This window comes from Paraburkholderia ribeironis (genome assembly GCF_900019265.1).
Classification (GTDB): Bacteria; Pseudomonadota; Gammaproteobacteria; order Burkholderiales; family Burkholderiaceae; genus Paraburkholderia; species Paraburkholderia ribeironis.
Window position 1 is genome coordinate 39,283 of sequence record NZ_CYGX02000004.1, and the last position, 25,329, is coordinate 64,611.

21 protein-coding genes are annotated in these 25,329 nt (G+C 63.3%); 13 read left to right on the forward strand and 8 right to left on the reverse strand.

The window, feature by feature from the left end:
- Nucleotides 1–6: 6 nt before the first annotated feature.
- The 3 genes from BN2475_RS00900 to BN2475_RS00910 all read right to left on the reverse strand — a co-directional run bounded on the left by BN2475_RS00900 (nucleotide 7) and on the right by BN2475_RS00910 (nucleotide 2,909).
- On the reverse strand, nucleotides 7–1,254 hold the full coding sequence (locus tag BN2475_RS00900) for a cation diffusion facilitator family transporter (protein ID WP_094777702.1): 1,248 nt from the start codon (nucleotides 1,252–1,254) through the stop codon (nucleotides 7–9).
- A 294-nt stretch (nucleotides 1,255–1,548) separates the two neighbouring features.
- On the reverse strand, nucleotides 1,549–1,854 hold the full coding sequence (locus BN2475_RS00905; protein ID WP_094777703.1) for an H-NS histone family protein: 306 nt from the start codon (nucleotides 1,852–1,854) through the stop codon (nucleotides 1,549–1,551).
- A 392-nt stretch (nucleotides 1,855–2,246) separates the two neighbouring features.
- Nucleotides 2,247–2,909, reverse strand: coding sequence for a HugZ family pyridoxamine 5'-phosphate oxidase (locus tag BN2475_RS00910; protein ID WP_094777704.1), 663 nt, complete (start codon nucleotides 2,907–2,909; stop codon nucleotides 2,247–2,249).
- Nucleotides 2,910–3,122: 213 nt separating this feature from the next.
- On the opposite strand from BN2475_RS00910, the gene BN2475_RS00915 reads away from it, so the two are divergent.
- Nucleotides 3,123–4,337, forward strand: coding sequence for an MFS transporter (locus tag BN2475_RS00915; RefSeq protein ID WP_094777705.1), 1,215 nt, complete (start codon nucleotides 3,123–3,125; stop codon nucleotides 4,335–4,337).
- A 403-nt stretch (nucleotides 4,338–4,740) separates the two neighbouring features.
- Here BN2475_RS00915 and BN2475_RS00925 read toward each other — a convergent pair whose 3' ends face one another.
- Complete coding sequence (locus BN2475_RS00925; protein WP_094777707.1) at nucleotides 4,741–5,886, reverse strand: branched-chain amino acid ABC transporter substrate-binding protein; 1,146 nt, start codon at nucleotides 5,884–5,886, stop codon at nucleotides 4,741–4,743.
- Between the two features lie 435 nt (nucleotides 5,887–6,321).
- A complete protein-coding gene (locus tag BN2475_RS00930; protein ID WP_094777708.1) occupies nucleotides 6,322–7,425 on the reverse strand; it encodes an NAD(P)H-dependent flavin oxidoreductase in 1,104 nt (367 codons plus the stop codon).
- A gap of 284 nt (nucleotides 7,426–7,709) precedes the next feature.
- On the opposite strand from BN2475_RS00930, the gene BN2475_RS00935 reads away from it, so the two are divergent.
- Together BN2475_RS00935 and BN2475_RS00940 are read left to right on the forward strand one after the other, a co-directional pair.
- Nucleotides 7,710–8,408, forward strand: coding sequence for a dienelactone hydrolase family protein (locus tag BN2475_RS00935; RefSeq protein WP_094777793.1), 699 nt, complete (start codon nucleotides 7,710–7,712; stop codon nucleotides 8,406–8,408).
- Between the two features lie 225 nt (nucleotides 8,409–8,633).
- The gene (locus BN2475_RS00940; RefSeq protein WP_094777709.1) at nucleotides 8,634–10,151 is read left to right on the forward strand and encodes an amidase; all 1,518 of its coding nucleotides are present in this window, start codon (nucleotides 8,634–8,636) and stop codon (nucleotides 10,149–10,151) included.
- Between the two features lie 180 nt (nucleotides 10,152–10,331).
- Here BN2475_RS00940 and BN2475_RS00945 read toward each other — a convergent pair whose 3' ends face one another.
- From BN2475_RS00945 to BN2475_RS00955, 3 genes are all read right to left on the reverse strand, one after another.
- Nucleotides 10,332–10,643 carry a high-potential iron-sulfur protein gene (locus BN2475_RS00945; protein ID WP_094777710.1) on the reverse strand — a complete coding sequence of 104 codons (312 nt, stop codon included), beginning with the start codon at nucleotides 10,641–10,643 and terminating at the stop codon, nucleotides 10,332–10,334.
- A 212-nt stretch (nucleotides 10,644–10,855) separates the two neighbouring features.
- Nucleotides 10,856–11,962 (reverse strand): NAD(P)/FAD-dependent oxidoreductase, encoded by a 1,107-nt coding sequence (locus BN2475_RS00950; protein WP_094777711.1) that lies wholly within the window; start codon nucleotides 11,960–11,962, stop codon nucleotides 10,856–10,858.
- Nucleotides 11,963–12,410: 448 nt separating this feature from the next.
- Entirely contained in the window at nucleotides 12,411–13,388 is a 978-nt protein-coding gene (locus tag BN2475_RS00955) for an AAA family ATPase (protein ID WP_094777712.1), read from the reverse strand.
- Between the two features lie 293 nt (nucleotides 13,389–13,681).
- Between BN2475_RS00955 and BN2475_RS00960 the strand changes: the two genes are divergently transcribed.
- From BN2475_RS00960 to BN2475_RS01010, 10 genes are all read left to right on the forward strand, one after another.
- Entirely contained in the window at nucleotides 13,682–14,185 is a 504-nt protein-coding gene (locus tag BN2475_RS00960) for a hypothetical protein (protein ID WP_094777713.1), read from the forward strand.
- A gap of 85 nt (nucleotides 14,186–14,270) precedes the next feature.
- Nucleotides 14,271–15,068, forward strand: a complete 798-nt coding sequence (locus BN2475_RS00965) for an endonuclease/exonuclease/phosphatase family protein (RefSeq protein ID WP_094777714.1) — start codon at nucleotides 14,271–14,273, stop codon at nucleotides 15,066–15,068.
- A 646-nt stretch (nucleotides 15,069–15,714) separates the two neighbouring features.
- Complete coding sequence (locus BN2475_RS00975; protein WP_094777716.1) at nucleotides 15,715–16,485, forward strand: ferredoxin--NADP reductase; 771 nt, start codon at nucleotides 15,715–15,717, stop codon at nucleotides 16,483–16,485.
- 431 nt (nucleotides 16,486–16,916) lie between these two features.
- The gene (locus BN2475_RS00980; RefSeq protein WP_094777717.1) at nucleotides 16,917–17,774 is read left to right on the forward strand and encodes a sensor histidine kinase; all 858 of its coding nucleotides are present in this window, start codon (nucleotides 16,917–16,919) and stop codon (nucleotides 17,772–17,774) included.
- A 10-nt stretch (nucleotides 17,775–17,784) separates the two neighbouring features.
- Nucleotides 17,785–18,441: a response regulator transcription factor RqpR gene (gene rqpR, locus BN2475_RS00985; RefSeq protein WP_094777718.1), complete on the forward strand. Its 657-nt coding sequence runs from the start codon at nucleotides 17,785–17,787 to the stop codon at nucleotides 18,439–18,441.
- A gap of 327 nt (nucleotides 18,442–18,768) precedes the next feature.
- Nucleotides 18,769–20,160: a branched-chain amino acid transporter BcaP gene (gene bcaP, locus BN2475_RS00990; RefSeq protein WP_094777719.1), complete on the forward strand. Its 1,392-nt coding sequence runs from the start codon at nucleotides 18,769–18,771 to the stop codon at nucleotides 20,158–20,160.
- 379 nt (nucleotides 20,161–20,539) lie between these two features.
- Nucleotides 20,540–21,064, forward strand: a complete 525-nt coding sequence (locus tag BN2475_RS00995) for a (2Fe-2S)-binding protein (protein ID WP_094777720.1) — start codon at nucleotides 20,540–20,542, stop codon at nucleotides 21,062–21,064.
- 10 nt (nucleotides 21,065–21,074) lie between these two features.
- The gene (locus BN2475_RS01000) at nucleotides 21,075–23,459 is read left to right on the forward strand and encodes a xanthine dehydrogenase family protein molybdopterin-binding subunit (RefSeq protein ID WP_094777721.1); all 2,385 of its coding nucleotides are present in this window, start codon (nucleotides 21,075–21,077) and stop codon (nucleotides 23,457–23,459) included.
- A gap of 22 nt (nucleotides 23,460–23,481) precedes the next feature.
- Nucleotides 23,482–24,285 carry an FAD binding domain-containing protein gene (locus BN2475_RS01005; RefSeq protein ID WP_094777722.1) on the forward strand — a complete coding sequence of 268 codons (804 nt, stop codon included), beginning with the start codon at nucleotides 23,482–23,484 and terminating at the stop codon, nucleotides 24,283–24,285.
- Nucleotides 24,286–24,437: 152 nt separating this feature from the next.
- Complete coding sequence (locus tag BN2475_RS01010) at nucleotides 24,438–25,325, forward strand: AAA family ATPase (RefSeq protein WP_094777723.1); 888 nt, start codon at nucleotides 24,438–24,440, stop codon at nucleotides 25,323–25,325.
- The last annotated feature ends 4 nt before the right edge of the window (nucleotides 25,326–25,329 follow it).

Here is a 25,329-nt window from a genome sequence, read left to right on the forward strand (position 1 = left end):
CCGAAATCAGTTGGTGCCGTGCGGCTCCGCGGCTTTGGTGGAATCGATCGCCGCGCCGGCCGCTGTTTCCGTAGCCGGGCCCGGTTCGGATGGAAGCGCGTCCAATTCCTGTAGCACAGCGAATTTGCGGGCGCCCAGACGGCGCTTGAGTCCGGCCAGATCGACACGTCCGAGCGGTTGTGCGCCGCTGCTGTCCGGCTTGCGCGAAAGCGCCGCCGGCAAGACCACTTCCACGTCGAGTCCGGTGCTCAAGTAGTGAATGTTGACCGCGACGGCCTTCATGCCGCCTGTCGCCAAGGCTGCCTCGATCTCCGCGACCACCCGTTCCCGGCTCGGCAGATCGACGGGCGGATGCGCCACCATATCGTTCTCCGGATCGACATGGATCAGCGCGTCCAGCACGCGGTTGTCGGTCAGCACGCGCATACGCGCCGACTCGGCAATGTAATGCCCCTCTGACACCGAGATCAGCGGATCGACCAGAATATGCGCGTCGACTAGCGCGAAGTCGCCCATCTTGCGCGTGCGCAATTCATGCACGTCGCGCACGCCGGGCGTCGCGAGCAGCAGCGCGCGCATGTCGGCGGTGCCGGCTTCGTCGAGCGCGCGGTCGGAAAGATCCTGTAAGGCGTCCCAGCCGAAAGTCCAGCCCATGCGCGCGATCATGAAACCGACGATCGCCGCGGCAATCGGATCGAGCAGGCGCGCGCCAGCGAGGCTACCGACAATCCCGATCGCGACCACCAGCGACGACGCCGCATCCGACCGCGCATGCCACGCGTTCGCAATCAGCATCGCCGAGCGCACGCGCTGCGCTTCACGCAGCATGTAGCGAAACAGACTCTCTTTGGAAATCAGCACCAGCACCGCGACTGCGAGCGCACTGATATGCACGGTGGGAATATTCTGCAAATCGGCGAGACGCGTGCCCGCGCGCCACAACATACCGACGCCTACGGTGATCAGCAGTGCGCCGAGAAATAATGAAGCCACCGTTTCATAACGGCTATGCCCGTAATTGTGATCCGCATCGGGCTTGGCGCCGCTGTGCCGATTGGCAATCAGCACGACAAAGTCGGAAATCAGATCGGCAAGGGAATGAATACCGTCGGCGACGAGCGCCTGCGAATGGGCAAACACTCCGATGACGATTTGCAGCGCCATCAACACCGTATTGAGCGCAATACTCACAAACGTAGTCTTGCGCGCAACGCGATGTTTCTCGGCAGATTGGGCAGCGGCGGCAGACGGCATCTCAAAAACAAGAAGAAAAGTTCAATGCCCGTATTCTACCGAAGCACTCCGAAGCGCGCTCGGAAATGCACAAAAAACCCTTTCAAATCAGCCGCTTATCTAAACGAAAAGCATTCGCGTTCCGCTCTGGGAGCAGCGCCGTGGCAAAATATCACACCAATGGGCAGCATCCAACAAAAAAACCGCGCCCAAGCGGTACGCGGCTTTCTTTGCATGCAACACTATAAACATAGCTGACTGAGGCTATTTCGCATTGCCTCGCGGCCGGCGAGCATTACTTCGACGCCGCAAGCATTACTTCTGGATCAGAAACTTCTCACGATCCATACCGGCGATCCACCGCGGTGGCTTGCCACGACCCGACCACGTGCTGCCGCTTTCCGGATCGCGATATTTCGGCGCGACGCCGGTGCGCGGACGAGCTACCTTGGCGCCGCCTTTGGCAGCGCGGCCACCGCCGAGTTCGTTCAGCGAAATGCCGTAGTCGGCCATCTTTTGCTTGATCTCATTCAATACTTCAGCGTATTCGCGCGACTTCGCTTCTTCGATCTGCTTTTCGAGCTTCTCGCGCTGTGCGAGTAGTTCCTTGTAAGAAGACATAGGTTCCCTTTATGGTTTGGATAAGTGACTACCAGTCTTAAGCCGGCTTGCCGTTTGAAGGTCATCATGCCTCGGAATTTGACGGCGAGATTAGCACAAAACAGAAAAACTTCAAAAGCGTGCGCAGAAAAATAATCTTAATTCTTTAACAAAAAATTTCCGGAAGCGACGCCACTTCATCATTTCCTTTCGAGTACCTGATTTCGCATGTCGCTGAAAACTGCGGCGGACATGGAATTTACGAGATCCATTATCAAAACATGAAATTTGAGACGAGTACTTCGCAAAAAGATTTCATGCCGTGAAAACTTGAATACGCGCGCCCGGCGATATTACGCGCGGGCGCTACGCGATTATTCCCGCGTGAGTGTTTTCCCCGAAAGCAGCAAAAATTAGTTAGCGTAGTGTTGGATGCAAGCTTGGAGCGCCGCGCGCAAGGTTTCGATATTGAGTCCGGCAGCGTCGAAGGCGAAGCGGGTACGCAGGCCCTTCCGTTTAAGATCTGCGCCATATCGATCAATGCCAAGCAGTTCGAATTCACTGGCGTCTGTAACGCGACCGCGGAACTCCTCGATCAGCGCCGTCTCTTCATCGATCTCGAGCGGCGGCACCGGATCGAGCTCGGTGCCGGCGAGCCACCCCATCGCGCCAAAGCCGCCGATATACCGCAACCGCTCGACCCTCATCGTCCAGAAGGTAAAGTCACCGAGCGCGAGGTAGCGTTCCGCGTCCGGGTGATAGCGCAAATAGCGCTGCACGACCGCTGGGGTCGAGTCGACCGGTTCGAAGGTACCCAGTAGCGTGACGCGCTGGCCATTCAGCACGTCGCCATCGGGCGCGTCGACGACCAGAAAGCCGGCGCGCGGGTCGGCGTGCAGGTTGTGGGTGTGCTCGGCGAGCCGGCTCACCAGAATCGTCGGCCGATGTTGCGGGTCTGGCGCGAACGGCAACACGGAGGGGTAAGGAAAGCCCTCCGGCTGGCGCGCATGCGTCGCAAGGGTGCCGATTGCGGCCGAGTGCAGCAGATGCAACGGAGCGTGAGCGGGAATCTTCAAAAGCGCGTACCTCGATAGATGAACGGCGAATCACGGAAGACGGCGGAAAGACGGACAGACGGATAACGAACCTGTGCATTGCCTGTCACTTTCTGACGGAACAATCATCCGTATCCGGATCACACCCTGCAAGCATAGGACAGCACGGTTCGATAGAATCGGAAATTCGCTTTCAACGCGCGTGCTCAAGCGATTCCCGTCCTCGAGATCCCAGTGCCCGATCACCACGCCTCCGAATTCGCCCCCCTTCCCGCCGCCCATCGCGACCTGTCCGCGACCGCCCGGCAGCGGGCCCGTTTCGCCACCATGGCGGTGTTCTTCATCGCGGGCATGATGTACGCGTCGTGGGGGGTGCACGTACCGACGGTGCGCGACCGCTTCCATCTGAATGCCGCGCTTCTCTCCTTCGCCCTGCTGGCCGTGGCCGGCGGCTCGATCGGCGCGATGGCGACCAATGCTTCGTGGATCGCGCGGGTCGGCACGCGCCGCGCCTGTCTGGGCGGCGGCCTCGTGATGGCAGTGTGCGCGGCGCTGATTCTGATCGTGCCGGCGTACTGGATGTTGCTGGTCGTGCTGGCCATCTTCGGCGCGGGCATGGCCACGCTCGACGTCGCGATGAATGCCGAAGCGAGCGCCGTCGAAAAGGCGCTCGGCAAGCCGATCATGTCGTCGTTGCATGGCATGTTCAGCGTCGGCGGGATGTTCGGCGCGGCGGCCGGCGGCGCGCTGCTGTCGCGCGGCATGGCGCCGGCGCTGCATCTTGCGCTGGCCGCGGCGGTCAGCGCGCTGGTCCTCGTCAGTGCCTGCCCGTCCGTCCTGCCGCACGTGCCGCATGCCGAGCACCCTGACTCGGCCACGCCGCGTGCGAGCCGCTGGCGTTCGCCAGCGCTATGGGCACTTGGCGCCATAGCGCTGGTCGCGCTGATCGCCGAAGGGGCGATGTACGACTGGGCCACCGTCTACATGCGCGACGTGGTGCTGGCGACGCCCGCACTCGCGAGCGCTGCCTACGCGGCGTTTTCGGCCGGCATGGCGGCGGCACGTTTCGCCGGCGACGCGGTGCGCGCCCGCTTCGGCGCGCCGCAACTGGTGATGTTGAGTGCGACGCTCGCCTGTGCGGGGATGGTCGACGCGCTGCTGCTGCCCAATTCGATCGCGGCGCTAGCCGGCTTCGCGCTGATCGGCCTTGGACTCGCGAACATGATGCCCGTGCTGTTCGCGGCGGCGGCGAGCGTGAAGGGCATCCACGCGGCCGAAGGACTCGCGCACGTCGCGGGACTGGCGTACTTCGGGCTGCTGCTCGGGCCGGTCATCATCGGCGCGGTGACGCAGTTGACCAATCTGACGATCGGGTTGTCGGTCGTCGCTGTATGTTCTGCCTTGATCGCGATCGTCGGTCCGAAGGTGTTGCGGCGTCTGAAGATCTGACGTCAAGGCGTGCGGTCGTCGCGCGATCGATCGTACGATGTATTGTTCGCCGTCACGTAGAAATCGAACGCACCGGTGACGGCGACCGGCCTGTTCTGAACCTGATACCGCAGTACCGCGCAAAAAAATCGCCGCGCGATAAACGTCCGCACCACTCGGTCATACCGTTGGCGTTGCGCATCGCGCGCCACAGACTGACAAACTCCATTCGCGCTTGCGCAAACGATTGCCCAGCCGCGTTGCACCGTGAAAATAAGGACTCGCAAGCACTGCACCGATGTGCTGCGTGGCATCGGCCGATTCGAAGCTCTGGCCCAAAAGAAAAGGCACGCTTGCCTGACGGCGCGCGTGCCTTTTTAACCGTTGCTCGAAGACGGCATCGGCCGTCTTCGAGCGCACGGATTTACATCTTCACAACGTCGAGCAACGTCTTCTTGCCCGACTTGTAGTTGTACAGCGAGATCACGCCGTGCTGAAGGTCGCCCTTCGCGTCGAACGTGGTTTCACCGATCACACCCTTGTAGTCGGTGGCCGGCATCGCTGCGAGGATCTTCGCCGGATCGGTCGAGTTCGCACGCTTCATCGCGTCGACGATGATGTACACCGCGTCATACGTGAACGGAGCGTAGATCTGGATCGGCTGGCCGAAACGCTTCTGATACTTGGCGAGGAACGCTGCGCCGCCAGTCATCTTCTCGAGCGCCATGCCGGCTTCCGAGCAGACGATGTTGTCGGTCGCGTCGCCAGCCAGATCCGACAGCTTGTCGGTACAGACGCCGTCACCCGCCAGCACCTTCGCGCGCAGGCCGAGCTGCTTGGCTTGCTTCGCGAACGGGCCGCCGGTGGCGTCCATGCCGCCGTACATGATCGCGTCCGGGTTCTCGCCCTTGATCTTCGTCAGAATCGCGCGGAAGTCGACAGCCTTGTCGTTCGTCGCGTCATGCGACAACACGTTCAGGCCCAGCGACTTGGCGGTCTTTTCGAATTCGTTGGCCAGACCCTGGCCGTAAGCGGTCGAGTCGTCGACGATTGCGACGCTCTTCACTTTCATGCCCTTCGCTGCGTAGTTAGCCAGTGCCGGACCTTGTTGCGCATCGGTCGCGACGACGCGGTACGTCGTCTTGAAACCCTGTTGCGTGTAGGCCGGATTGGTTGCCGACGGCGAAATCTGCACGATGCCCGCATCGCTGTAGATCTTCGAAGCCGGAATCGACGTACCCGAGTTCAGGTGACCGACGACTGCGACGACCTTGTCGTCGACCAGCTTCTGTGCGACTTGCGTTGCAGTACGCGGGTCGGCCGCGTCGTCTTGCGCATCGAGTTGCAGCGTGATTTTCTGGCCACCGATCGTCAGGCCCTTGGCGTTGATTTCCTCAACTGCCAGGCGCGCGCCGTTTTCGTTGTCTTTACCCAGGTGTGCGATACCGCCAGTCAACGGCGCAACATGACCGATCTTGACGACCGTGTCGGCTGCGGCCGATGTTGCCAACGTCGCGAACAGCATCGCCGCAGCGGTGATCGGCAACAGCTTTTGAATCTTGATGTTCATGTAAGTCTCCAGTTTCGGTCCCAAAAACAACGTAATCGCCCTGTGCCCCCGCTTCCCCAACACGTGTCGCTCAGTCCCGTGGACGATCACGCCGGTTGCATCGTTCATGCACTTGGCCAGCACGTTTACCGGACTGTTTGTGGCAGGCGGCAAACCGTACTTGCGCGCAAGTGTAGGCCAACAAATTAATTTGTGGGACTTTTTTGGGAAAGTGGGATCAACACTAATAGCGTTTATGCAGACATTCCCCGACTCCGGCGCTGCGCATGGGCTGGAGAGCGCCGATCCATGCGGGTTTCCGCTATGTGAGGAATTCGTCTAAAAGCGCGATCCAAAGGTTTTCTCTGATAAAACCATTAGCGATTCGAGTAAGGTTCGCGCTGAAAAAAGAGGCACGTTGCACACGTTTGCGAGACGCGCCCGGCTCGTGCTGAATCAATCCACGAGCGCCGCAATGCGTGAAGTCGCGGCATGCCATTCCTGCTCGAGTTGCGCCATCAGTTCGGCGGCACCGAGACCTTCGCGACGCGCACGGCCCAGCGGTGCGCCTTGGCCCGACCAGAGCGAAAGATAGTCGGCGTTCTGCGCGCGGGCGGCGCTTTGACGCAGTTCCTGCGTCAAAGCATTCTGCACGGGATACGGCGCGATGCTGTCCATCGTTTCGCTCAAGCGCTGCATCAACGGATTGCGAATTCCGCGCGCATGGCGGCCGGTGATTGCGCGCGTGACGGAAGTCGACGTGTCGGACGTGCTGCGTACGCGGGTTTTCCATGCCTGCGGTATCGCGCTCTCCGCGCAGGTGAGGAAGGCCGTGCCCATCACCGCGGCTTGCGCGCCGAGCGCGAGTGCCGCGACGATGCCGCGTCCGTCCATGATGCCGCCAGCGGCCAGCACCGGCAGCCCGGTCGCGTCGACGAGTTGCGGCACGAGCGCCATGGTGCCGATCAGCGCATCTTCGAATGCGCCGATGAAGGTGCCGCGATGCGCACCCGCCTCCGCGCCTTGCGCAGCGATCGCGTCGGCACCGGCGTCACGCCACGCGATCCCTTCGGCGACGTGGGTCGCGGTGCCTATTACATATAGGCCATTGGCGTGCAACCGGGCGACGTCGTCGGCGAGAAGCAGTCCGAATGTGAAGCTCGCCACCGGAACACGCAATTCGATCAGCGTGTCCAGTTGCGCGCGAAAATCCGGCGCATAACGTTCGAGCGGCTGCCCAGGCGACAAACCGAGATCGGCGCGTAGCGGATCGATCGCTTCGAGCGCGCGCCGCACGGTGGCATCGTTCGGCGCGGCGGGGTCGAGCACGAACAGATTCACGCCGAACGGACGATCCGTCAGCGCGCGAATTGCCGCGACCTCGCTTGCAATCTTCTCTGGCGAGAGCGCCGCGCCCGCCAGAAAACCGAATCCGCCGGCGTTCGATACCGCCGCCACCATGGCCGGCGTGGTCGCGCCGCCTGCCATGGGCGCCTGCACGACCGGCACGCGCATGTCGAAACGCCGTGCAAACGGCGTCGCAAAACTGTCCACACTCATGATCGATCCTTCCGCGGCAATGCGCTCGCGGCATCGGCGAGGCGTTACGCATGACTGTACCGACGCAGGCTGCCGCGGAGAAATGAATTATCGAGAATGTTTCAATCGCCTTACGAGAATAGCGTCGCCGCCTCACGCGAATAGCATCTCGCGAACCCGCGTCCGGCCGCGCTGCAAGCCCGTTCTTTTGATGGCAAACTAGCCGCCCGCTTCAGGCATTCAGGCCTCTGGCATTTCGTTAAGACCGACCTCGCGCCGCGTCGCGCGAGTCAATGGAGAACAGCATGAGCACGACTTCCCGATGGATCGATATCCCCACCGGCAATGACAGTTTCGGTGGCTACCTCGCGCTGCCCAGAAGCGGCAAGGGTCCGGCCGTCATCATCATTCAGGAAATCTTCGGTGTGAACAGCCATATCCGCTCGGTCGCGGATCAATACGCGCAAGACGGCTACGTCGCGCTCGCGCCGGACGTGTTCTGGCGCGTGCAGCCGCGCGTCGAATTGACGTACGACGGTGCGGATCGCAACAAAGGCATCGAACTGCTGCAGAAGACCAACGTCGATCAGGCGGTGGCCGACATCGGCGCGGCTGCGGCGGCATTGCGCGCGATGCCCGAAGTGACCGGCAAGGTTGCGGCGATTGGCTACTGCTTCGGCGGCCGGCTTGCGTTTCTGGCCGCCGCACAAGGTTCGCTCGATGGCGCGGTCGCTTATTACGGCGGCGGCATCCAGAATCAGCTCGACCAGGTCGCGAATATCAAGGTGCCGATGCAGTTCCACTACGGCGAGCTCGACGCGCATATCCCGGTGTCGGATGTTGGCCAGATTCAGGAGCGCTTCGCCGGCCGCACCGACGTCGACTTCAATATTTATCCGAACGCCGATCACGGCTTCAACTGCTCGGAGCGCGCGTCGTATAACCAGCACGCAGCCGCGTTGGCGCATGGCCGCACGTTGACCTTCCTCGGCGAGCGTCTGTAACGCGCGGCGCTCGCTCGCGCATTTAATTTGCGCTGGCGACGCCGCGCGGATCACGTCCGCGTGCAACTCGGTTACTCTCTCAAAAAGACGGCGCGTCGGCGACGCGCTGTCTTTTTCCATGCGCGACGGTCAAGCCGGGGGACGGGACGCCCCCCAGCCAAGCGGTTCCGTTGCAGGCATGGCAACCCGGCAGAACCAATACTCGATAGCGAGGGCTCCTGCGCCGTGCAATCAGACTATCTCGCCTATGACGCCATCGGCCTCGCCGAACTGGTGCGAACCCGCCAGGCTAGCGCACGCGAACTGATCGACATCGCGATTTCGCGCACCGAGGCGGTCAATCCCGCGATCAACGCGATCGTTCTGAAGGACTACGATGCAGCCCGCCAACGCGCATCGCGCGACGACGCAAATCGGGCAAACGGCGCGCACATTCCACCTGACGCGAGCGCCCAGACAGCGCTGGCAGGCGTGCCGTTTCTGATCAAGGACCTCGGCGCCCCGGTCGCCGGACTGCGCATGGCGATGGGCAGCCGCCACTACCGTCACTTCATTCCCGCGCAGGACGCGCCGGTAGTCGCGCTCGCGAAAGCGGCCGGCCTCAACATCTTCGCCAAGACCAGCACCTCCGAGCTTGGCCAGATGCCTTATACGGAGCCCGAACTATTCGGCGCGTGCCGCAATCCGTGGAATCTCGACCATACGCCGGGCGGCTCGAGCGGCGGTGCGGCCGCGGCGGTCGCCGCCGGCATCGTGCCGCTCGCGCATGCGTCGGACGGCGGCGGCTCGATCCGCATCCCGGCCTCGTGCTGCGGACTGTTCGGGCTCAAGCCTTCGCGCGGACGCGTGCCGCGTGCGACGCCGCCCAGCGCCGGTGAACTCGGCATCGATCACGCGGTATCGCGCAGTGTGCGCGACAGCGCGCTGCTGCTCGATCTGCTGGCAGGCAATGCGGACCGCCCACCCGGTGCGCCGGGCACTTTTCTGGGCGCGAGCCGCGAGCAGTGCAAGCCGCTGAATATCGCCTACATCACCGAGCCGATGCTGGCGTCGTCGCTATCCGCCGACTCGCGCGCCGCACTCGAGGACGCCGCGCAACTCGCCCGCTCGCTCGGCCATAACATCGAGCCGGTAACGCTCGGCATCGATTTCGCGGCGGTCCGTCATGCGTTTCTCACGATTTGGTCCGTCACCGCGGAAGACCTGGTGCTGAACGCCGAGCGCATCAGCGGTCGCAAGCCGCTGCGCGCCGAATTCGAAATTTCGACATGGGCGATAGCGCACATCGGCCGCAAATTGGGTGAACGCGGTCTGCCTGCCGCGCTCGAAGAACAGCGCCGCATCACTGAACGTCTCACCGATCTGCTGCACCGCTTCGATGTGATCCTGTGCGCGACGCTGGCCGCCGCGCCGATCAAGATCGGCGAGATGCAGCCCACCTCCGCCGAACGCATGCAGATGCGCGCGGTCAGCGCGATGCCGTTCGAACCGCTGATGAAGAAGCTGCTGACCGAAGCATCGAACAAGGCGTTCGCGTGGGCGGGATGCACGGAGCTGTTCAACCTGAGCGGCCAGCCGGCGATGTCGGTGCCGCTTTACTGGAATGCGCGCGGGCTGCCGGTCGGCGTGCAGTTCGCTGCGCGCAACGGCGGCGAAGCAACGCTGTTGCGGCTGGCGGCGCAACTTGAAGTGGCTCGGCCGTGGTTCGACAAGCGGCCGCCGTTGATGAAGGCGCGTAGCTAGGCAGCGCTTTGATCGGCCAGCAGCGTATGGACCGCGCCGGCCGTTTTCAAGCAGCAAAAAGGCGTCTGCCGTGCATGACGGAAGACGCCTCGATGATTGATTTACGACCGGGCGCGCCATGTTGTAGCGCAATTTGCGCAGCGCCGACAGCGCACCGGGGGCGCAACGAACTGAAGGCTATCAGGCCTTCTTGTTATACGCGCTGCACCAACCCTTGCTCGCGACCTGCTTGCCCGCGAACATCGGGCAAGGGCCGTAGGCGTCGGTTGGCTTGCCCTGGAAGAAGCTGCAGTTGCTGCACTCCTGGCCTGGGACGAATTTCGCGAACTTCGCTTTGTCGACTTTGCTCGCATCGGCCTTGTAGCCGAGCGCCTGCGCGGTCGGATCGGATTCGGCGACCTTCGGTGCATCGGCGAAAGCCTGACGCGACAGCGCGAACGTGGATGCCACACCAATGCTCGTGATCAAAAACGTACGACGTGAAGATTTCATGGGGAACTCACTCCGTTTATATTGAACTGAGCGCCGTTCTGATGACGGCGGCCCCCCAAGCATAGCAACGAAGCCGTCGTGCGTGACGGCCCAAATGACAGAGATAATCAAATCGGTACGGCTCGGCGCTGCAGGACGAGCGCAGAACGCCGGGTGTGGAGTGCACAAGCCGCCGCGCAAACGCAGCATGCGCGGCGCAACGCGTGAGCGCGTCAGGCGCGCCCGCTCACCTCGCAAACGCGCTGAGCGATCGCAAGCGAGGCGGTCAGACCCGGCGACTCGATACCGAACAGATTGACAAGCCCGCGCACGCCATGCGCGGCCGGCCCCTGAATCACGAAGTCGGCGGCGGGTTCGCCCGGACCGGAGAGCTTCGGACGAATGCCCGCATACGCGGGCTGTAATGCGCCATCGGGAAGCGCCGGCCAGTACGCGCGAATCGCCTCGTAAAATGACTCCGCGCGGCGCGGATCGACATCGTAATTGATCGAATCGACCCACTCGACGTCAGGACCGAAGCGCGCCTGGCCGCCGAGGTCGAGCGTCAGATGCACGCCGAGGCCGGCTTCGTTTGGCATTGGATAAATCAGGCGGCTGAACGGCGCACGCCCCGAGATGCTGAAGTAATTGCCGCGCGCCAGATAAAGCGGCGGCACGTGACGCGCATCGAGTCCGCGAATCTTGCGGGCCAGCGCGTTCGCTTGCAGACCGGCGCTGTTGATCACGCAAGTGGCGCCGATCGTGGTCGGCGTATCGCCGCCCACCGTGACCACGAATCGTCCATTGCTCGCTTCGATCGCCTGCACGGGTGCATGAAACGCGAACACTGCGCCGTCGCGCTCGGCGTCACCCTGGAGCGCCAGCATCAACTGATGGCTATCGACGATACCCGTCTGCGGCGAAAACACCGCCTCGACGCACTCGAGCGCCGGTTCGAGCGCTTGCGCCTGGTCGCCGGTGATGCGCAGCAGGTCGAGCACGCCGTTGTCACGGCCTTTGGCCATGATGCTAGTGAGTTGCGGAATCTGGTTGCGTGAGGTGGCGACCAGCAATTTGCCACAGCGCGAATGCGGCACATTGCGCTCAGCGCAGTAGTCGTAAAGCATTTCGCGGCCGCGCACGCAGAGCGTGGCCTTGAGTGAACCACGCGAATAGTAGAGGCCCGCGTGAATCACCTCGCTGTTGCGCGAGCTGGTGCCCACGCCGATCGCTTCGGCCGCTTCCAGCACGATCACCTCGCGCCCGCGCGCCGCCAGCGCGCGCGCCACCGCGAGACCGATCACGCCCGCGCCGATCACTACACATTCGATCTGGTCCATGTCCGTTGACGCGGCCGACTTCGCCGCGCGCTGCCTCGTTACCGATAGAGAGGAAGACAGGATGCGGCGATCACGTGCCGCCTACCGCTCGTTGCCGAACGCACCTGCCCTTTCGCAACCGCCATGCAAAATTGTACGACGTGGTACAGACAGAAATGCCCGCACGTCGCAGCGACTGCGGGCATTCGGTCCTGAGCTCATTCCAGATGTGGTGGCTCGACTGATTCAGTGTACGCCGTCGAATGCCATGCCGTCATTTATTAGCGCTTCGGCCCGGCGGGTCGGGTGATTAGCGCTTCGGCCCGGCGGGTCCGGTGGCTCGAGCCGAGCCCGTCAAGAATAGCAATAGTTGCTACGGCATTGAACGCGTTGCCAGAAAAAATTCCCGTGTTTCAGCCAAAAAAAAGCCGTCAACAAACATCTTTCGTCCAAGAATGGGCAAAAATCCTCAAAAACCGATCGGTTTTCGGCGACTTCCGTAGTCCAGACGAATATCGGCGGCTTCGATCCGATCGCGCCCGTCGATCCGCGCTGCGCCGAAGCCATTCAGAATCGCGCGGCGCATTTCACGGGGCGACGCACGCTTGAGCGCATCGAGCGCGGCGTCGCCGAGTGTCTCGGGAAACCGCAGACCCCAGTTGTGCGCGCAGCGGATCTCGTCGTAGATCGACTGCGCGATACGCCGCGCGCCATCGTGATCCGGCGGCGCAATCTCGTACACGTTCATCCGGTTCAGGATCGGCTCGGGAATCGCGCGTTCGTCGTTCGCCGTGGCGATCCAGATCACGTTGCCGGCATTGATCGGAATTTCGGCGAATTCGTCGATGAAGTTCTGCGCGGTGTCGTGTTCGAGCAGCGCGTACAGCGCGCCTAGCGGGTCGTATTGCGAATCGCCGGTGGCCTTGTCGATTTCGTCGACGGCGATCACCGGGTTCGCGTAGCTGCCGTTCACCAGCGCATCGAACACCTTGCCCGGCTTGGCGTTCTTCCATTGCGAAGACGCGCCCGACAGAATCCATCCCGCCGTCAACGAACTCATCGCGACGTATTGATACGCGGTGCCGAGCAGACGCGCCAACTGCTTCGCGAAATGCGTCTTGCCGATACCGGGGTCACCGAGCAGCAGAATCGGCATCAATTCGAGGCGGTCTTCGGTTTCGAGGCACAACGCGACCTGCTTGCGGATGTCGTCGAGCGGCACTGAAAAATTGGGCAGCGCGGCGATCAGATCGTCGATCGACGGCATCCGGTTCGGCTTCACGCAAAAGCGCAGATTGCCGGTTTTCAGCATCTTTTCGTACGTCGCGCGCAGCGCCTCATTCGCTCCCTCACCGAGACCGTTCAGCGCGGTCTCGACCTGATCGAGGTCGTACACCCGGCTGAACGACGCCACGGCGATTTCCTGTTTGACCATTGCTGTCGTCATCGCACACCCCGTCTGGCTGGTCCCGCTACGGCGGCGCCTCGCGGGCGCCGTTTCAGGTCCAGTGTAGCGACGGCATTTTCGCGTGCAAGCCAGCAGTCGTGCGGCTCTGCTGCTAACAGAGGTCTACCTGGGGCTCCCCGGAGCAAGTCCCGTGGAGGGATTGCCGACTATATCTGCAATGGATTGTTGCTGAACCAGGCCCCATATGAAGTGTCAGAAAAACGTTGCAGCCATCGGGGGTAAGATGGCTGCCTGACTACGCGGTCCGACCTGGTGACCGGAGAAACGCTTCTATGTGGAAAACCAGTATCGTGGCCATGCTGCTTGGCATGTCGTTGCTTGCCAATGCGCAGCAACGGCCGGCGCAGCAGGCCGTGCAGTGGCAATTGCAGGTGCTGCGCGACGGTCAGCAAATCGACGCGTTCGACGGCACCACCACGGTCGGACAGGCGCGCACGGACACGCATCACAGAACGGTGCAGCATAACGTCGGCTGTAAAGACCAGCCCGCCGGCAGCATCGATCTGTCGCGCACGTTGACGGTGTCGCCGGTGCGAGCGGATGCGAACGAGGTCATCCTGTCGATCGACACGCAGGAAACGCTGGAGGGCGACTCCGTCCAGCGAACCGACATCGGCTGCAAGCTCCCGCCACAGCCGCGCGAGGTGAACGCGAGCCATCCAGGCTTGACGGTGCCGGCGGGTCAGTGGGTCAGCTGGACGATCATCGACCAAAACCCGAAGCTGGTCTACCGCGTGCGTGCGAGCCTCGCGGATGGCGCCAACAATGCGAATTGATGCGAACAGTGAACCGTGTGCGAAGCGCCGACCAACCACGCGCACACGAATCAAGCCTTCGAACAGAACACGTGGATGACGCGGCATGCGAAACCCAGAAGAATTGATCCGCGAGAGCCTCGCGCCGAACGATTTCGTCGCGGTGAGCTGGAACCTGCATAAAGGCCGCACGCCGCTCGGCTTTCAGGCGTGGCAGGCGATGCAGCGTTGGGTCCAGTCGACTCACGCGGACGCTTATTTCCTGCAGGAAGCGATGGCGCGGCGCATGCCGTCGCCAATCCTGGCGAGCAGTTTCGGGGCGCCCGTCAACGATCCGCTGAACGATGTCTGGCACTGCCAGGCCACGGAAATCGCTCGCGCGCTGGAACTCGAGGTCGCGCTCGGGCCGAACGTGTTCAAGCCGTCGTGGCGGCACGGCAACGCGATCTTGTCACCGCATCCGCTCGATCTCGGCGGACGCTGGGACATCTCCGCGCATCGCTTTGAAAAGCGTGGCTTGCTGGTCGCGCGGGCGACCTTTGGCGGTCGTTCGGTGACACTGCTGTGCGCGCATCTTGCGCTCACCCGCCCGGCGCGTTTGCGGCAGATGCACTGGATTGCGCACTGGATCGCCAAGGAGGCGCCTCAGGGTCCGCTGGTGCTGGCCGGCGACTTCAACGACTGGCGCAACGACTCTGTGCCGCTGTTCCGCGAGCACGGTCTGCAGGAAGTCGCGACGCTGCTCGGCGAAGCGGGCCGCACCTTTCCGGCTTTCTCGCCAGCGCTCGCGCTCGACAAGATGTTCGTGCGCGGCATGCAACCCATCGAATGGATTCAGCCGACCCAGGAAACCGCGTGGCTGTCGGATCACTTGCCGTATATGGCTCGCTTGCGGGTCGAGTGAGTGATCTGCGTTCAGACGACGGGGCGGCACGACTGCCACCACTCTGCACCGCTCGGCGTCATCAAAAAGCGGGACGCAATAATCCTTGTCTGGCTTGATGTTGATGCGTCAACAGAAGCATCCGGCCAACGTCTGTGTACCAAAAAAGGATCTGCTCTGACTGCACCAACCCGACACCCGTGACCCACGGGTCGCGCATCCCACTGTCGTCCGATTCCCCGTCTCCCGCCCGGCGTTTGCCAGTTTTATCAGCAGGGTCAATGCTGCAGTGCACGCCGCCTTTCGGTATCATCCTGAAAATGTTGCCCGCGCGGCGCGTCGCACCGGCGCATGCCGGGCAGCCGATCAGCCGTCCTGCGTGGCTTGCACCCGTCGCCATAATCGCCATACCCTTTGACGCGCGGTCGCATCCACGCCGATGTACTTCGTGGCGCCCGGATTGCATCGACATGCCGGCGCCGCCGCTTCCAGGTCCCGGCAACCCGCTTCACCACGCTCAACCGCCGCGCCGCCGTCCTCGGGCAGCGGGCGCGGTAAAATAACGGATTGCGCGTGATCCCGACCTCGGATGAGCGCAGCATCGCCCTTGCCGTGCCGGCCGGCTCCAACGACTGGCCGCCTTTGTTTTCGCACTATCCAAGAAGCCATGAGCAACCTGAATTCACAAACCGTCCTGAGCGTCCATCACTGGACCGATACGCTTTTCAGCTTCACCTGCACGCGCGATCCGTCGTTCCGTTTCGAAAACGGCCAGTTCACGATGGTGGGCCTCGAAGTCGACGGCAAGCCGCTGATCCGCGCATACAGCCTCGCGAGTGCGAACTACGAAGAACATCTGGAATTCCTGAGCATCAAGGTGCAGGACGGCCCGCTCACGTCGCGTTTGCAGCATCTGAAAGTCGGCGACGAAGTCCTGATCGGCAAGAAACCGGTCGGCACGCTGATGGCCGACAACCTGCTGCCGGGCAAAACACTGTGGCTGCTGTCCACCGGCACGGGGCTCGCGCCGTTCATGTCGATCATCAAAGATCCGGAGATCTACGACCGTTACGAGCGCATCGTGCTCACGCACACCTGCCGTTTCGTCGACGAACTGGCGTACAAGGAATACATCACCAACCACCTGCCGGCGCACGAACACCTGGGCGAACTGGTGCAGGAAAAGCTGCTGTACTATCCGACCGTCACGCGCGAAGCGTTCCAGAATCGCGGCCGCATCACCGAGCTGATCGAAACCGAAAAGCTGTTCGCCGACCTCGGCGTGCCGGGCTTTTCGCTCGAAGACGACCGCGTCATGCTGTGCGGCAGCCCGCACATGCTGCGCGACACGCGCAAGCTGCTGGACGACCTGGGCTTCCAGGAAGGCAGCAACAATGCGCCGGGCCATTACGTGGTCGAAAAGGCGTTCGTCGGCTAAGCGACGATCCATTTTCGCGGCCCGCGCCGCGGATTCAGCAAAAAGGAGCCTGCGGGCTCCTTTTTTGTTGGCGGTTACAAATGGACACCTTCGACTTGACATTTGGCGTCGGTATTCTTCCTACAACACGATCCGCCATACACATCAACCATTGCATGAAATGTAAGCGCTAAGCCTTGGCGCAACTGCATTTTTTCCTTTTATGAGATATGATCGCGCCGGATGATCAGTCGCTTTGACCTGTGTGTCCCGGTCCGACCCGACTGTTACTGAATGTAAATTTCGTTACTTTGCGCCATTGCGTTTTGCCCGTTACGCGCTAAGCGTGACGGCCACACCTGGAGGCTGGAGATTCGCATGCGTTCTTTCGTCTTCGCGCGGCCGACGCGCAGCCGCTTCGCTGTCCACCTCGCCCGCTGAGAGGGAAGCCCATGGATACGTCGACTGTCGTGCCGTTCAACGCCCAGCCTTCTTCGTCAGCGACGCGTGATGGCTTCGACGCGCCGTCGGCGGCGACCGAGCGCGAGCTTGCACGGCTGAGCGCGCGGGTGCGCGAGCTGTCGGCCGAACTCGTGCAGGCGCAGGAAGCCGCCTGCCGTCACGTGGCGCGCGAACTGCACGACAGCGTGGGCGCCGAGCTGACGGCAACGCGCTTCGCGCTGGCCGGCGTCGAAACCTGGCTGCCCGCCGACGCGCCGCCGCAGTGCGCCGACGCGCTCGCCGTCGCGAACCGCTCGCTCGACGCCGTGTGCGCCGCGACCCGCCAGGCCGTCGCTGAACTGCACGCGCCGTCGCTCGAAGCCGGCATTGTCGGCGCGCTGGCGCACTGGACCAGCGACTTCGCCGCCCGCACGCAACTGCGCACGAGTTTCGTCTGCGCCGCCGACGTGCGCCTCACGCGCCTGCCGGTCGACGCCGCGCTGGCGGTGTTCCGCGTCGCGCAGGAAGCGCTGAACAACATTGCCCGGCACGCGCACGCCGGATCGGCGGACGTGCGGATCGAAACCAGCCGTCATCACCTCACACTGCTGGTCGGCGACGACGGCATCGGACTTGCGCGCAACGCCCGCGATCGCCTCGGCCATTTCGGCCTGAGCGGCATGCAGGCGCGCTGCGCCGCCTTCGACGGCACGCTGCGCGTGAGCGCACGGCGCGTCAGCTCGCGCCACGGCCGCAACGGTGACGGCAACGGCAGTGCGTCGCGCGGCACGCTGGTGCAGGCCCGTTTTGCCTGGGACGCGATGCTCGCGCACGCGCCGCGCGCCGAGCGACGCGCGCTGCAATCGTGAGTGGACCGACATGAGTCTGCGCATCCTCATTGCCGAAGACCACGCTGTGGTTCGCCAGAGTGTCCGTCAATTGCTGCTCGATCGCGGCGTGGCGCGCGATGTCACCGAGGCGCAAACCGGCGCCGAAGCGCTCGCCGCTGTCGTTCAGCACGGCTATGACGTCGTACTGCTCGACATTTCGTTGCCCGACATGAACGGCGTCGAAGTGCTCAAGCGACTCAAGCGCAAGGCGCCGCGCGTGGCCGTGCTGATGTTCTCGATGTACCGCGAGGACCAGTACGCGGTGCGCGCGTTGAAGGCGGGAGCCGCCGGTTACCTGTCGAAAACGGTCGACGCCGCGCAGATGATCGGTGCGATCCAGCAGGTCGCGGCGGGCCGCAAATACGTGAGCCCGGCGATGGCCGAGGCGCTGGCCGACTACGTTTCGTTCGACGGCGAACAGTTGCCGCACGAAAAGCTCTCCGATCGCGAATATCAAACCCTGTGCATGCTCGCGTCGGGCAAGCGCCTGACCGATATCGCGGCAACGCTCTCGCTGTCGGTGAAAACGGTCAGCGTGTACCGCACCCGGCTGCTCGAGAAAATGAAGCTGCGCAATAACGCCGAGCTGACGTTCTACGTGATGAGCAACCGCCTCGTCGATCTGAACCCGGCGATGGCGGGCTGACGCTCCGTCCTCCGTTTCCACCGCCGCTGCACGACATGTGCGGGACGACGCGCGGTTCGCCCCGGCCGCGCCTGCTACCTGGCAACAAAGCGCGGCAACAGAGCGATTCCCTCCCCGTTGTTCACGCATCGAGCGAAAGCTTTGCCGGTGTGTCGCTTACCGCGCACGAACGCCCCGCCGAACGTTCTCCGGCCGGCAATTTCCGCCCGCCCCAGGCGGCGCAAACGCGCCGTCTCCGAACAGTGCAGCGGCACGCATCCGCTAAAATTGCGGGTTTCCCCTGACATTCGGCGCGCAACACGCGTGCACTACTGGAGACCCACGCCAATGTCCCTGTTTCGCAAAAAGAGCGTCGAGCACATGATCGCGACAAGCGCTCAGAACGCCGGCCTGAAAAAGGCGCTCGGCGCGCTCGATCTGACTTTCCTCGGTGTCGGCGCCATCATCGGCACCGGCATTTTCGTTCTGACCGGCACGGGCGCGGTCCAGGCCGGCCCGGCGCTGATGATCTCGTTCCTGATCGCGGCGGTCGCGTGCGGTTTCGCCGCACTCGCCTACGCCGAATTCGCGTCCACCATTCCGGTCGCGGGCTCCATCTACACGTACTCGTATGCCACGCTCGGCGAGCTGGCCGCGTGGATCATCGGCTGGGACCTGATGCTCGAATATGGGCTGGCCACGTCGGCGGTGTCGGTGGGCTGGTCGGGCTATCTGCAATCGCTGCTATCCGGCTTCGGTGTGTCGTTGCCGGTTGCGCTGACGGCCGCGCCCGGCGCGCTGCCCGGACATGTCACGCTCTTCAACCTGCCGGCGTTTCTCGTGATGATGGCGATCACCGCGTTGCTGTCGTTCGGCGTGCGTGAATCCGCGCGGATCAACAACATCATGGTGGCGATCAAGGTGATCGTGGTGCTGCAGGTGATTGCCGTGGGCGTGTTCCACGTGAGCCCGGCCAACTGGCATCCGTTCATGCCGAATGGCTGGAACGGTGTATTCGGCGCGGCCGCGGTGATGTTCTTCGCGTTCATCGGATTCGATTCGGTGTCGTCGGCGGCCGAAGAGGTGAAGAATCCGAAGCGCGATCTGCCGATCGGCATCATTGCGTCACTGGGCGTGTGCGCGGTGCTGTACGTCGCGGTCGCGGCGGTGGTCACGGGCATCGTGCCGTCGGCGAAGTTCGCCAACATTTCGCACCCGGTGTCGTATGCGTTGCAGGAAGCGGGGCAGACGTGGGTCGCCGGCTTTATCGACCTGGGCGCCGTGCTCGGCATGCTGACGGTGATCCTGGTGATGGCCTACGGTCAGACGCGCGTGATCTTCGCGATGTCGCGCGATGGCCTGTTGCCCGCGCGACTCTCGCGCGTGCATCCGCGCTTCGCGACGCCGTTCTTCACGACGTGGCTAGTGGGGATTTTCTTTGGTTTGATCGGCGCGCTGGTGCCGTTGAATGTGCTGGCTGAGCTGATCAATATCGGCACGCTGGCCGCGTTTTCGATGGTCTCGATCGCGGTGCTCGTATTGCGCAAGACGCATCCCGAGTTGCCGAGGGCGTTCCGGTGTCCGGGTGTGCCGGTGGTGCCGGTGCTCGCGGTCGCGTCCTGCCTGTTCCTGATGCTCAACCTTCAGGACGTGACGTGGGCTGCGTTCCTGATCTGGCTGCTGATCGGCATGGTCATTTATTTCGGCTATTCGCGGCGCAATTCGAAGCTCGCGAAGTAGGCTCCGCTTCTCTCCTTCGCTTCCATCCTTCTCTTCTCTCCTTCTATTCAGGCGACGCTGTCTGGCGGTGTGCTGGCCGCGTCGACCTGTCCGCTGTTTTCTTCTCGGTCTGCTAGCGCCCCGCTGGCCTGACGTGCTGCGGAGCATGAACGAATCGGTGTTCCCGCATGCTCCGCATATATGAGACACAACCCTCATGCTTGTGTCAGCGCATCGCGCACGCAGCGCGCACACTTCCCCTCATAGCGCGTCAGCGCGATTTGTGCTTTACTTTTCGCCAGACTTACAAAACCCGCAGCACCCTTATCGGACCCCACGAGCAGGCAGCTGAAGGCAACAAAAATCAAAGGTCCGGTTTCACCCCATCAGGAGACACTCCATGGCGATCAGCATCAGTCTGACGGTGAACGGCGCGCCCATCAGCGCCTTAGTCGACCCCGGTACCCTGCTTGTCCAGTTCCTGCGCGATCAACTACGCCTCACCGGCACGCACATCGGCTGCGATACGGCCCAGTGCGGCGCCTGCACGGTCCATCTGAACGGCCGCGCGATCAAGTCCTGCAACATCCTCGCGGTGCAAGCCGAAGGTGCGGACGTCACCACCATCGAAGGGCTCGCGCAGAACGGCGCGCTACATCCGATGCAAGCCGCGTTCAAGCATTGCCACGGCCTACAGTGCGGCTTCTGCACACCCGGCATGGTGATGAGCGCGGTCTCGCTAGTGCAGCGTCAACCCGATCTCACCGGCGACGACGTGCGCGCTGAACTCGATGGCAATCTATGCCGCTGTACGGGTTATCACAACATCGTCAAGGCGGTGCTCGAAGGTGCCGAAGGCATGAAGGCCGCCGGCACGTCCAACGCCAATGCCAACGCAGCGGCCAGCGCGCCCGCCACCGCCTGAGGAGCCGACGATGAACGCACCCGAAACTCAAGGCCTGATCGGCGCTTCCGTCGAACGTAAGGAAGACTACCGGTTTCTGACCGGCAACGGCCAATACACTGACGACATCGTCCTGCCCCAGCAAACCTACGCAGTGTTCCTGCGCTCGCCGCATGCGCACGCAAAGATCAACAGCATCGACACCGCGGCGGCGAAGCAGTCTCCCGGCGTGGTGGCGATCTTCACCGGCGCGGACATGGCCGCTGAAAATGTCGGTGGCCTGCCGTGCGGCTGGCTGATCCACAGCACCGACGGCAAGCCGATGAACGAGCCGCCGCATCCGATCATCGCGCATACGAAAGTGCGGCACGTCGGCGATCAGGTCGCTCTCGTGATCGCCGACTCGATCAAGGCCGCGAAAGACGCTGCCGAACTGATCGACGTCGACTACGATGTGCTGCCGGCCGTGGCCGACACCGCGCATGCGGCCGACCCGGGTCAGCCCGCGGTTCACGACGAAGTGCCGGGCAACGTCTGCTACAACTGGGGCCACGGCGACAAAGCCGCGACTGACGCCGCGTTCGCCAAAGCCGCGCACGTCACCACGCTCGACATCGTCAACAACCGGCTGATTCCAAACGCGATCGAACCGCGTGCGGTCAACGCGAGCTATTCGGCGCAGGACGGCAGCTACACGCTCTACGTCGCGAATCAGAATCCGCACGTGGAGCGGCTGTTGATGGCCGCGTTCGTGCTGTCGTTGCCAGAATCGAAGCTGCGCGTGATTGCACCGGACGTCGGCGGCGGCTTCGGCTCGAAGATCTTTCTGTACGCCGAAGACGTCGCGCTGACGTGGGCCTCGAAGAAAATCCGCCGTCCGGTCAAATGGACTGCCGAACGCTCGGAAGCCTTCGTCTCCGATGCACACGGCCGCGATCACGTGACCAAAGCCGAACTGGCGTTGGACGCAGACGGCAAATTCCTCGCGATGCGCGTCCACACGATTGCCAACATGGGCGCATATCTGTCCACGTTCGCGTCGTGCGTGCCGACCATCCTGTACGCCACGCTGCTCGCCGGGCAGTACGCGACGCCCGCGATCTATGCGGAAGTGAAAGCCGTCTTCACCAACACGGTCCCGGTGGACGCCTATCGCGGCGCGGGCCGCCCCGAAGCGACGTACGTCGTGGAGCGCCTCGTCGAAACCGCGGCGCGCGAGATGAAGCTCGATCCGGCGGAAATCCGCCGCCGCAATTTCATCCACCAATTCCCGTACGCAACGCCGGTCGGCCTCACCTACGACACCGGCGACTACGACGCGATCCTCGCGCGCTCGCTCGAACTAGCGGACGTCAAAGGCTTCGAAGCACGTCGGCAGGAGTCCGAAAAGAACGGCAAACGGCGCGGTCTTGGTTACTCGTGCTACATCGAAGCCTGCGGCCTCGCGCCTTCGAACATCGCGGGCGCGTTGGGTGCGCGTGCCGGTCTCTTCGAGACGGGTCAGATCCGCGTGCATCCGACCGGCTCGGTCACGGTGTTCACGGGCTCGCACAGTCACGGCCAGGGGCACGAGACCACCTTCGCGCAAGTCGTCGCCGACCGGCTCGGCATTGCGCTGGAAAGCGTCGAGGTCGTCCACGGCGACACTGGCCGGATTCCGTTCGGCATGGGCACCTATGGCTCGCGCTCGATCGCGGTCGGCGGCACGGCGATCATGAAGGCGCTCGACAAGATCGAAGCCAAGGCCAAGAAAATCGCCGCGCATCTGCTCGAAGCGGCGGCGGAAGACATCGAGTTCAAGGACGGTGTGTTCCGCGTCGCGGGCACTGACCGCACCAAGGCGTTCGCCGACATCTCGCTGGCCGCTTATGTGCCGCACAACTATCCACTCGACAAGCTCGAACCGGGTCTCGAAGAAAGCGCGTTCTACGATCCGACCAACTTCACCTATCCGTCCGGCGCCTACATCTGCGAGATCGAGGTCGATCCGGAGACCGGCGTGTGCGGTATCCAGCGGTTCACCGCGGTCGACGATTTCGGCAACGTGATCAATCCGATGATCGTCGAAGGGCAGGTGCATGGCGGACTCGCGCAGGGCATCGGCCAGGCGATGCTGGAGCGCTGCGTGTACGACACCGAAAGCGGCCAGTTGCTGTCCGGCTCATACATGGACTACGCGATGCCGCGTGCGTCGGACCTGCCGAACTTCAGCGTCGAAACCGCGAAGGGCACGCCGTGCACGCACAATCCGCTCGGCGTCAAAGGCTGCGGCGAAGCGGGCGCGATCGGCTCGCCACCGGCGGTGATCAACGCGATCATCGACGCGCTCGCGCCACTCGGCGTGACCGATCTGCAAATGCCGGCGACACCGCATCGCGTGTGGTCCGCGATTCAAGCGGCCGCGCAACCCCATTGAGATCCTGAGCGGAGCATTCGACATGTATTCATATTCATTCGAGTATCAACGCGCGACGGATCCGCAAGCGGCCGCCGCAGCCCTCACCGCCGACAGCGAAGCAAAGTTTCTGGCCGGTGGCCAGAGCCTGCTACCCACCATGCGACTGCGTCTCGCGCAGCCGTCGCAACTGATCGACGTGACGCGGATTCCCGCGCTCAAGTCGATCAAGGTCGACGCGCAAACGGTGACGATCGGCGCGGCCGTGTGTCACGCCGACGTCGCGGAGCACGCGCAACTGCGGCGCGTGTTGCCGGGGCTCGCGGAGCTCGCTGCGCACATCGGCGATCGCCAGGTGCGCGCGCTCGGCACGATCGGCGGCTCGCTCGCCAACAACGACCCGGCCGCCTGCTATCCGGCGGCGACCCTGGCGTTGGACGCGACCATCGTCACCGACCGGCGGCGCATAGCGTCCAGCGATTTCTTCGTCGGCATGTACGAGACCGCGTTGGCGCCCGACGAGTTGATCGTCGCCGTCGAGTTTCCAGTGCCCGAGCGTGCAGCGTACGAGAAATTCGACAATCCCGCCTCGCACTTCGCACTGGTCGGCGTGTTCGTCGCGAAGTTCGCGAGCGGCGTGCGTGTCGCGGTGACCGGCGCGGCGTCGTCGGTATTTCGCGTGCCCGAACTCGAAAGCGCGCTGTCGGCGAATTTCACGCCGGACGCCGCACGCGCCGTCAGCGTGCTGGCCGACGATCTGAACACCGACATGCACGCGAGCGCCGAGTACCGCGCGCATCTGATTCCGGTGCTGGCGGCGCGTGCGGTGACCCGGGCGAATGGTTAGTGATCCTTGCTATTGACGGCCGACGTGCCCGTGGGTGGGCACGTCATCCGCGTCCGCTCACCGGCCTGACCGCGGCGCAAAGCAACTCGACGCGGCCGGCCCGCGTCGAACTCCACCGCCGTCGCGTTTGATCGCGCAGATTCAGGACCGCCATGCAGCCAGCTTCAATCGACGACACCCTCGCGCAACTCGCCGCGCAACGCTATTTCGCCAGCCGCGAACTGGCGACCGCGCTATATCTCGCGTTACGCATGGAGCGGCCGTTGTTTGTCGAGGGCGAGCCGGGTGTCGGCAAGACCGAACTTGCCAAAGCCGCGGCGGGCATGCTCGGTACCACGATGTTGCGGCTGCAATGCTACGAAGGTCTCGACACCGCCAGTGCGCTGTACGAGTGGGACTATCCGCGGCAGATCATGGCGCTGCGTCTGGCAGAAGCCACCGGCGAGCGCCCCGACAACGACACCTTGTATCGCGGTGAATTCCTGCTCAAGCGTCCGCTGTTGCAAGCACTGATGCCCGATGAAAACCATCCCGGCGCGCGGCGCGTGCTGCTGATCGACGAGATCGATCGTGCCGACGAGCCGTTCGAAGCGTTCCTGCTGGAGCTGCTGTCGGACTTCCAGGTATCGATTCCCGAGTACGGTACCGTGCGCGCGGCGCAGCCGCCGCTCGTCGTAATGACTTCGAACCGCACGCGCGAAGTGCACGACGCGTTGAAGCGCCGCTGCCTGTATCAATGGATCGGCTATCCCGAGCGCGATCGCGAACTGGAGATTGTGGCCGCGCGTGCGCCGCGAACTTCGGCCGAACTGCAGCGGCGTGCGGTCGATTTCGTGCATCGGTTGCGCGGCATGGATCTGTTCAAGGCGCCCGGCATCGCCGAAACGATCGATTGGTGTCGTGCGTTGGAAGCGCTGTCGGTGTCGGAGCTCGATCCGCAATCCGTGCAGAACACGCTGGGCGTGCTGCTCAAGTATCAGGACGATCTGGCGCGCGTGGATGCCGCGCAGATCGCGCAGTGTCTCGCCGCACCGGGATAATCAG

What these genes read in the sequence shown, in the direction of transcription:
- BN2475_RS00975 (WP_094777716.1), top strand. Translation starts at nt 15,715, where the DNA reads ATGAGCAACCTGAATTCACAAACCGTCCTGAGCGTCCATCACTGGACC.
- BN2475_RS00935 (WP_094777793.1), top strand. Translation starts at nt 7,710, where the DNA reads ATGAGCACGACTTCCCGATGGATCGATATCCCCACCGGCAATGACAGT.
- BN2475_RS00980 (WP_094777717.1), top strand. Translation starts at nt 16,917, where the DNA reads ATGGATACGTCGACTGTCGTGCCGTTCAACGCCCAGCCTTCTTCGTCA.
- BN2475_RS00955 (WP_094777712.1), bottom strand. Translation starts at nt 13,388, where the DNA reads ATGACGACAGCAATGGTCAAACAGGAAATCGCCGTGGCGTCGTTCAGC.
- BN2475_RS00905 (WP_094777703.1), bottom strand. Translation starts at nt 1,854, where the DNA reads ATGTCTTCTTACAAGGAACTACTCGCACAGCGCGAGAAGCTCGAAAAG.
- BN2475_RS00965 (WP_094777714.1), top strand. Translation starts at nt 14,271, where the DNA reads ATGCGAAACCCAGAAGAATTGATCCGCGAGAGCCTCGCGCCGAACGAT.
- BN2475_RS00900 (WP_094777702.1), bottom strand. Translation starts at nt 1,254, where the DNA reads ATGCCGTCTGCCGCCGCTGCCCAATCTGCCGAGAAACATCGCGTTGCG.
- BN2475_RS00950 (WP_094777711.1), bottom strand. Translation starts at nt 11,962, where the DNA reads ATGGACCAGATCGAATGTGTAGTGATCGGCGCGGGCGTGATCGGTCTC.
- BN2475_RS00960 (WP_094777713.1), top strand. Translation starts at nt 13,682, where the DNA reads ATGTGGAAAACCAGTATCGTGGCCATGCTGCTTGGCATGTCGTTGCTT.
- BN2475_RS00930 (WP_094777708.1), bottom strand. Translation starts at nt 7,425, where the DNA reads ATGAGTGTGGACAGTTTTGCGACGCCGTTTGCACGGCGTTTCGACATG.
- rqpR (WP_094777718.1), top strand. Translation starts at nt 17,785, where the DNA reads ATGAGTCTGCGCATCCTCATTGCCGAAGACCACGCTGTGGTTCGCCAG.
- BN2475_RS00925 (WP_094777707.1), bottom strand. Translation starts at nt 5,886, where the DNA reads ATGAACATCAAGATTCAAAAGCTGTTGCCGATCACCGCTGCGGCGATG.
- bcaP (WP_094777719.1), top strand. Translation starts at nt 18,769, where the DNA reads ATGTCCCTGTTTCGCAAAAAGAGCGTCGAGCACATGATCGCGACAAGC.
- BN2475_RS00995 (WP_094777720.1), top strand. Translation starts at nt 20,540, where the DNA reads ATGGCGATCAGCATCAGTCTGACGGTGAACGGCGCGCCCATCAGCGCC.
- BN2475_RS01000 (WP_094777721.1), top strand. Translation starts at nt 21,075, where the DNA reads ATGAACGCACCCGAAACTCAAGGCCTGATCGGCGCTTCCGTCGAACGT.
- BN2475_RS01010 (WP_094777723.1), top strand. Translation starts at nt 24,438, where the DNA reads ATGCAGCCAGCTTCAATCGACGACACCCTCGCGCAACTCGCCGCGCAA.
- BN2475_RS00945 (WP_094777710.1), bottom strand. Translation starts at nt 10,643, where the DNA reads ATGAAATCTTCACGTCGTACGTTTTTGATCACGAGCATTGGTGTGGCA.
- BN2475_RS01005 (WP_094777722.1), top strand. Translation starts at nt 23,482, where the DNA reads ATGTATTCATATTCATTCGAGTATCAACGCGCGACGGATCCGCAAGCG.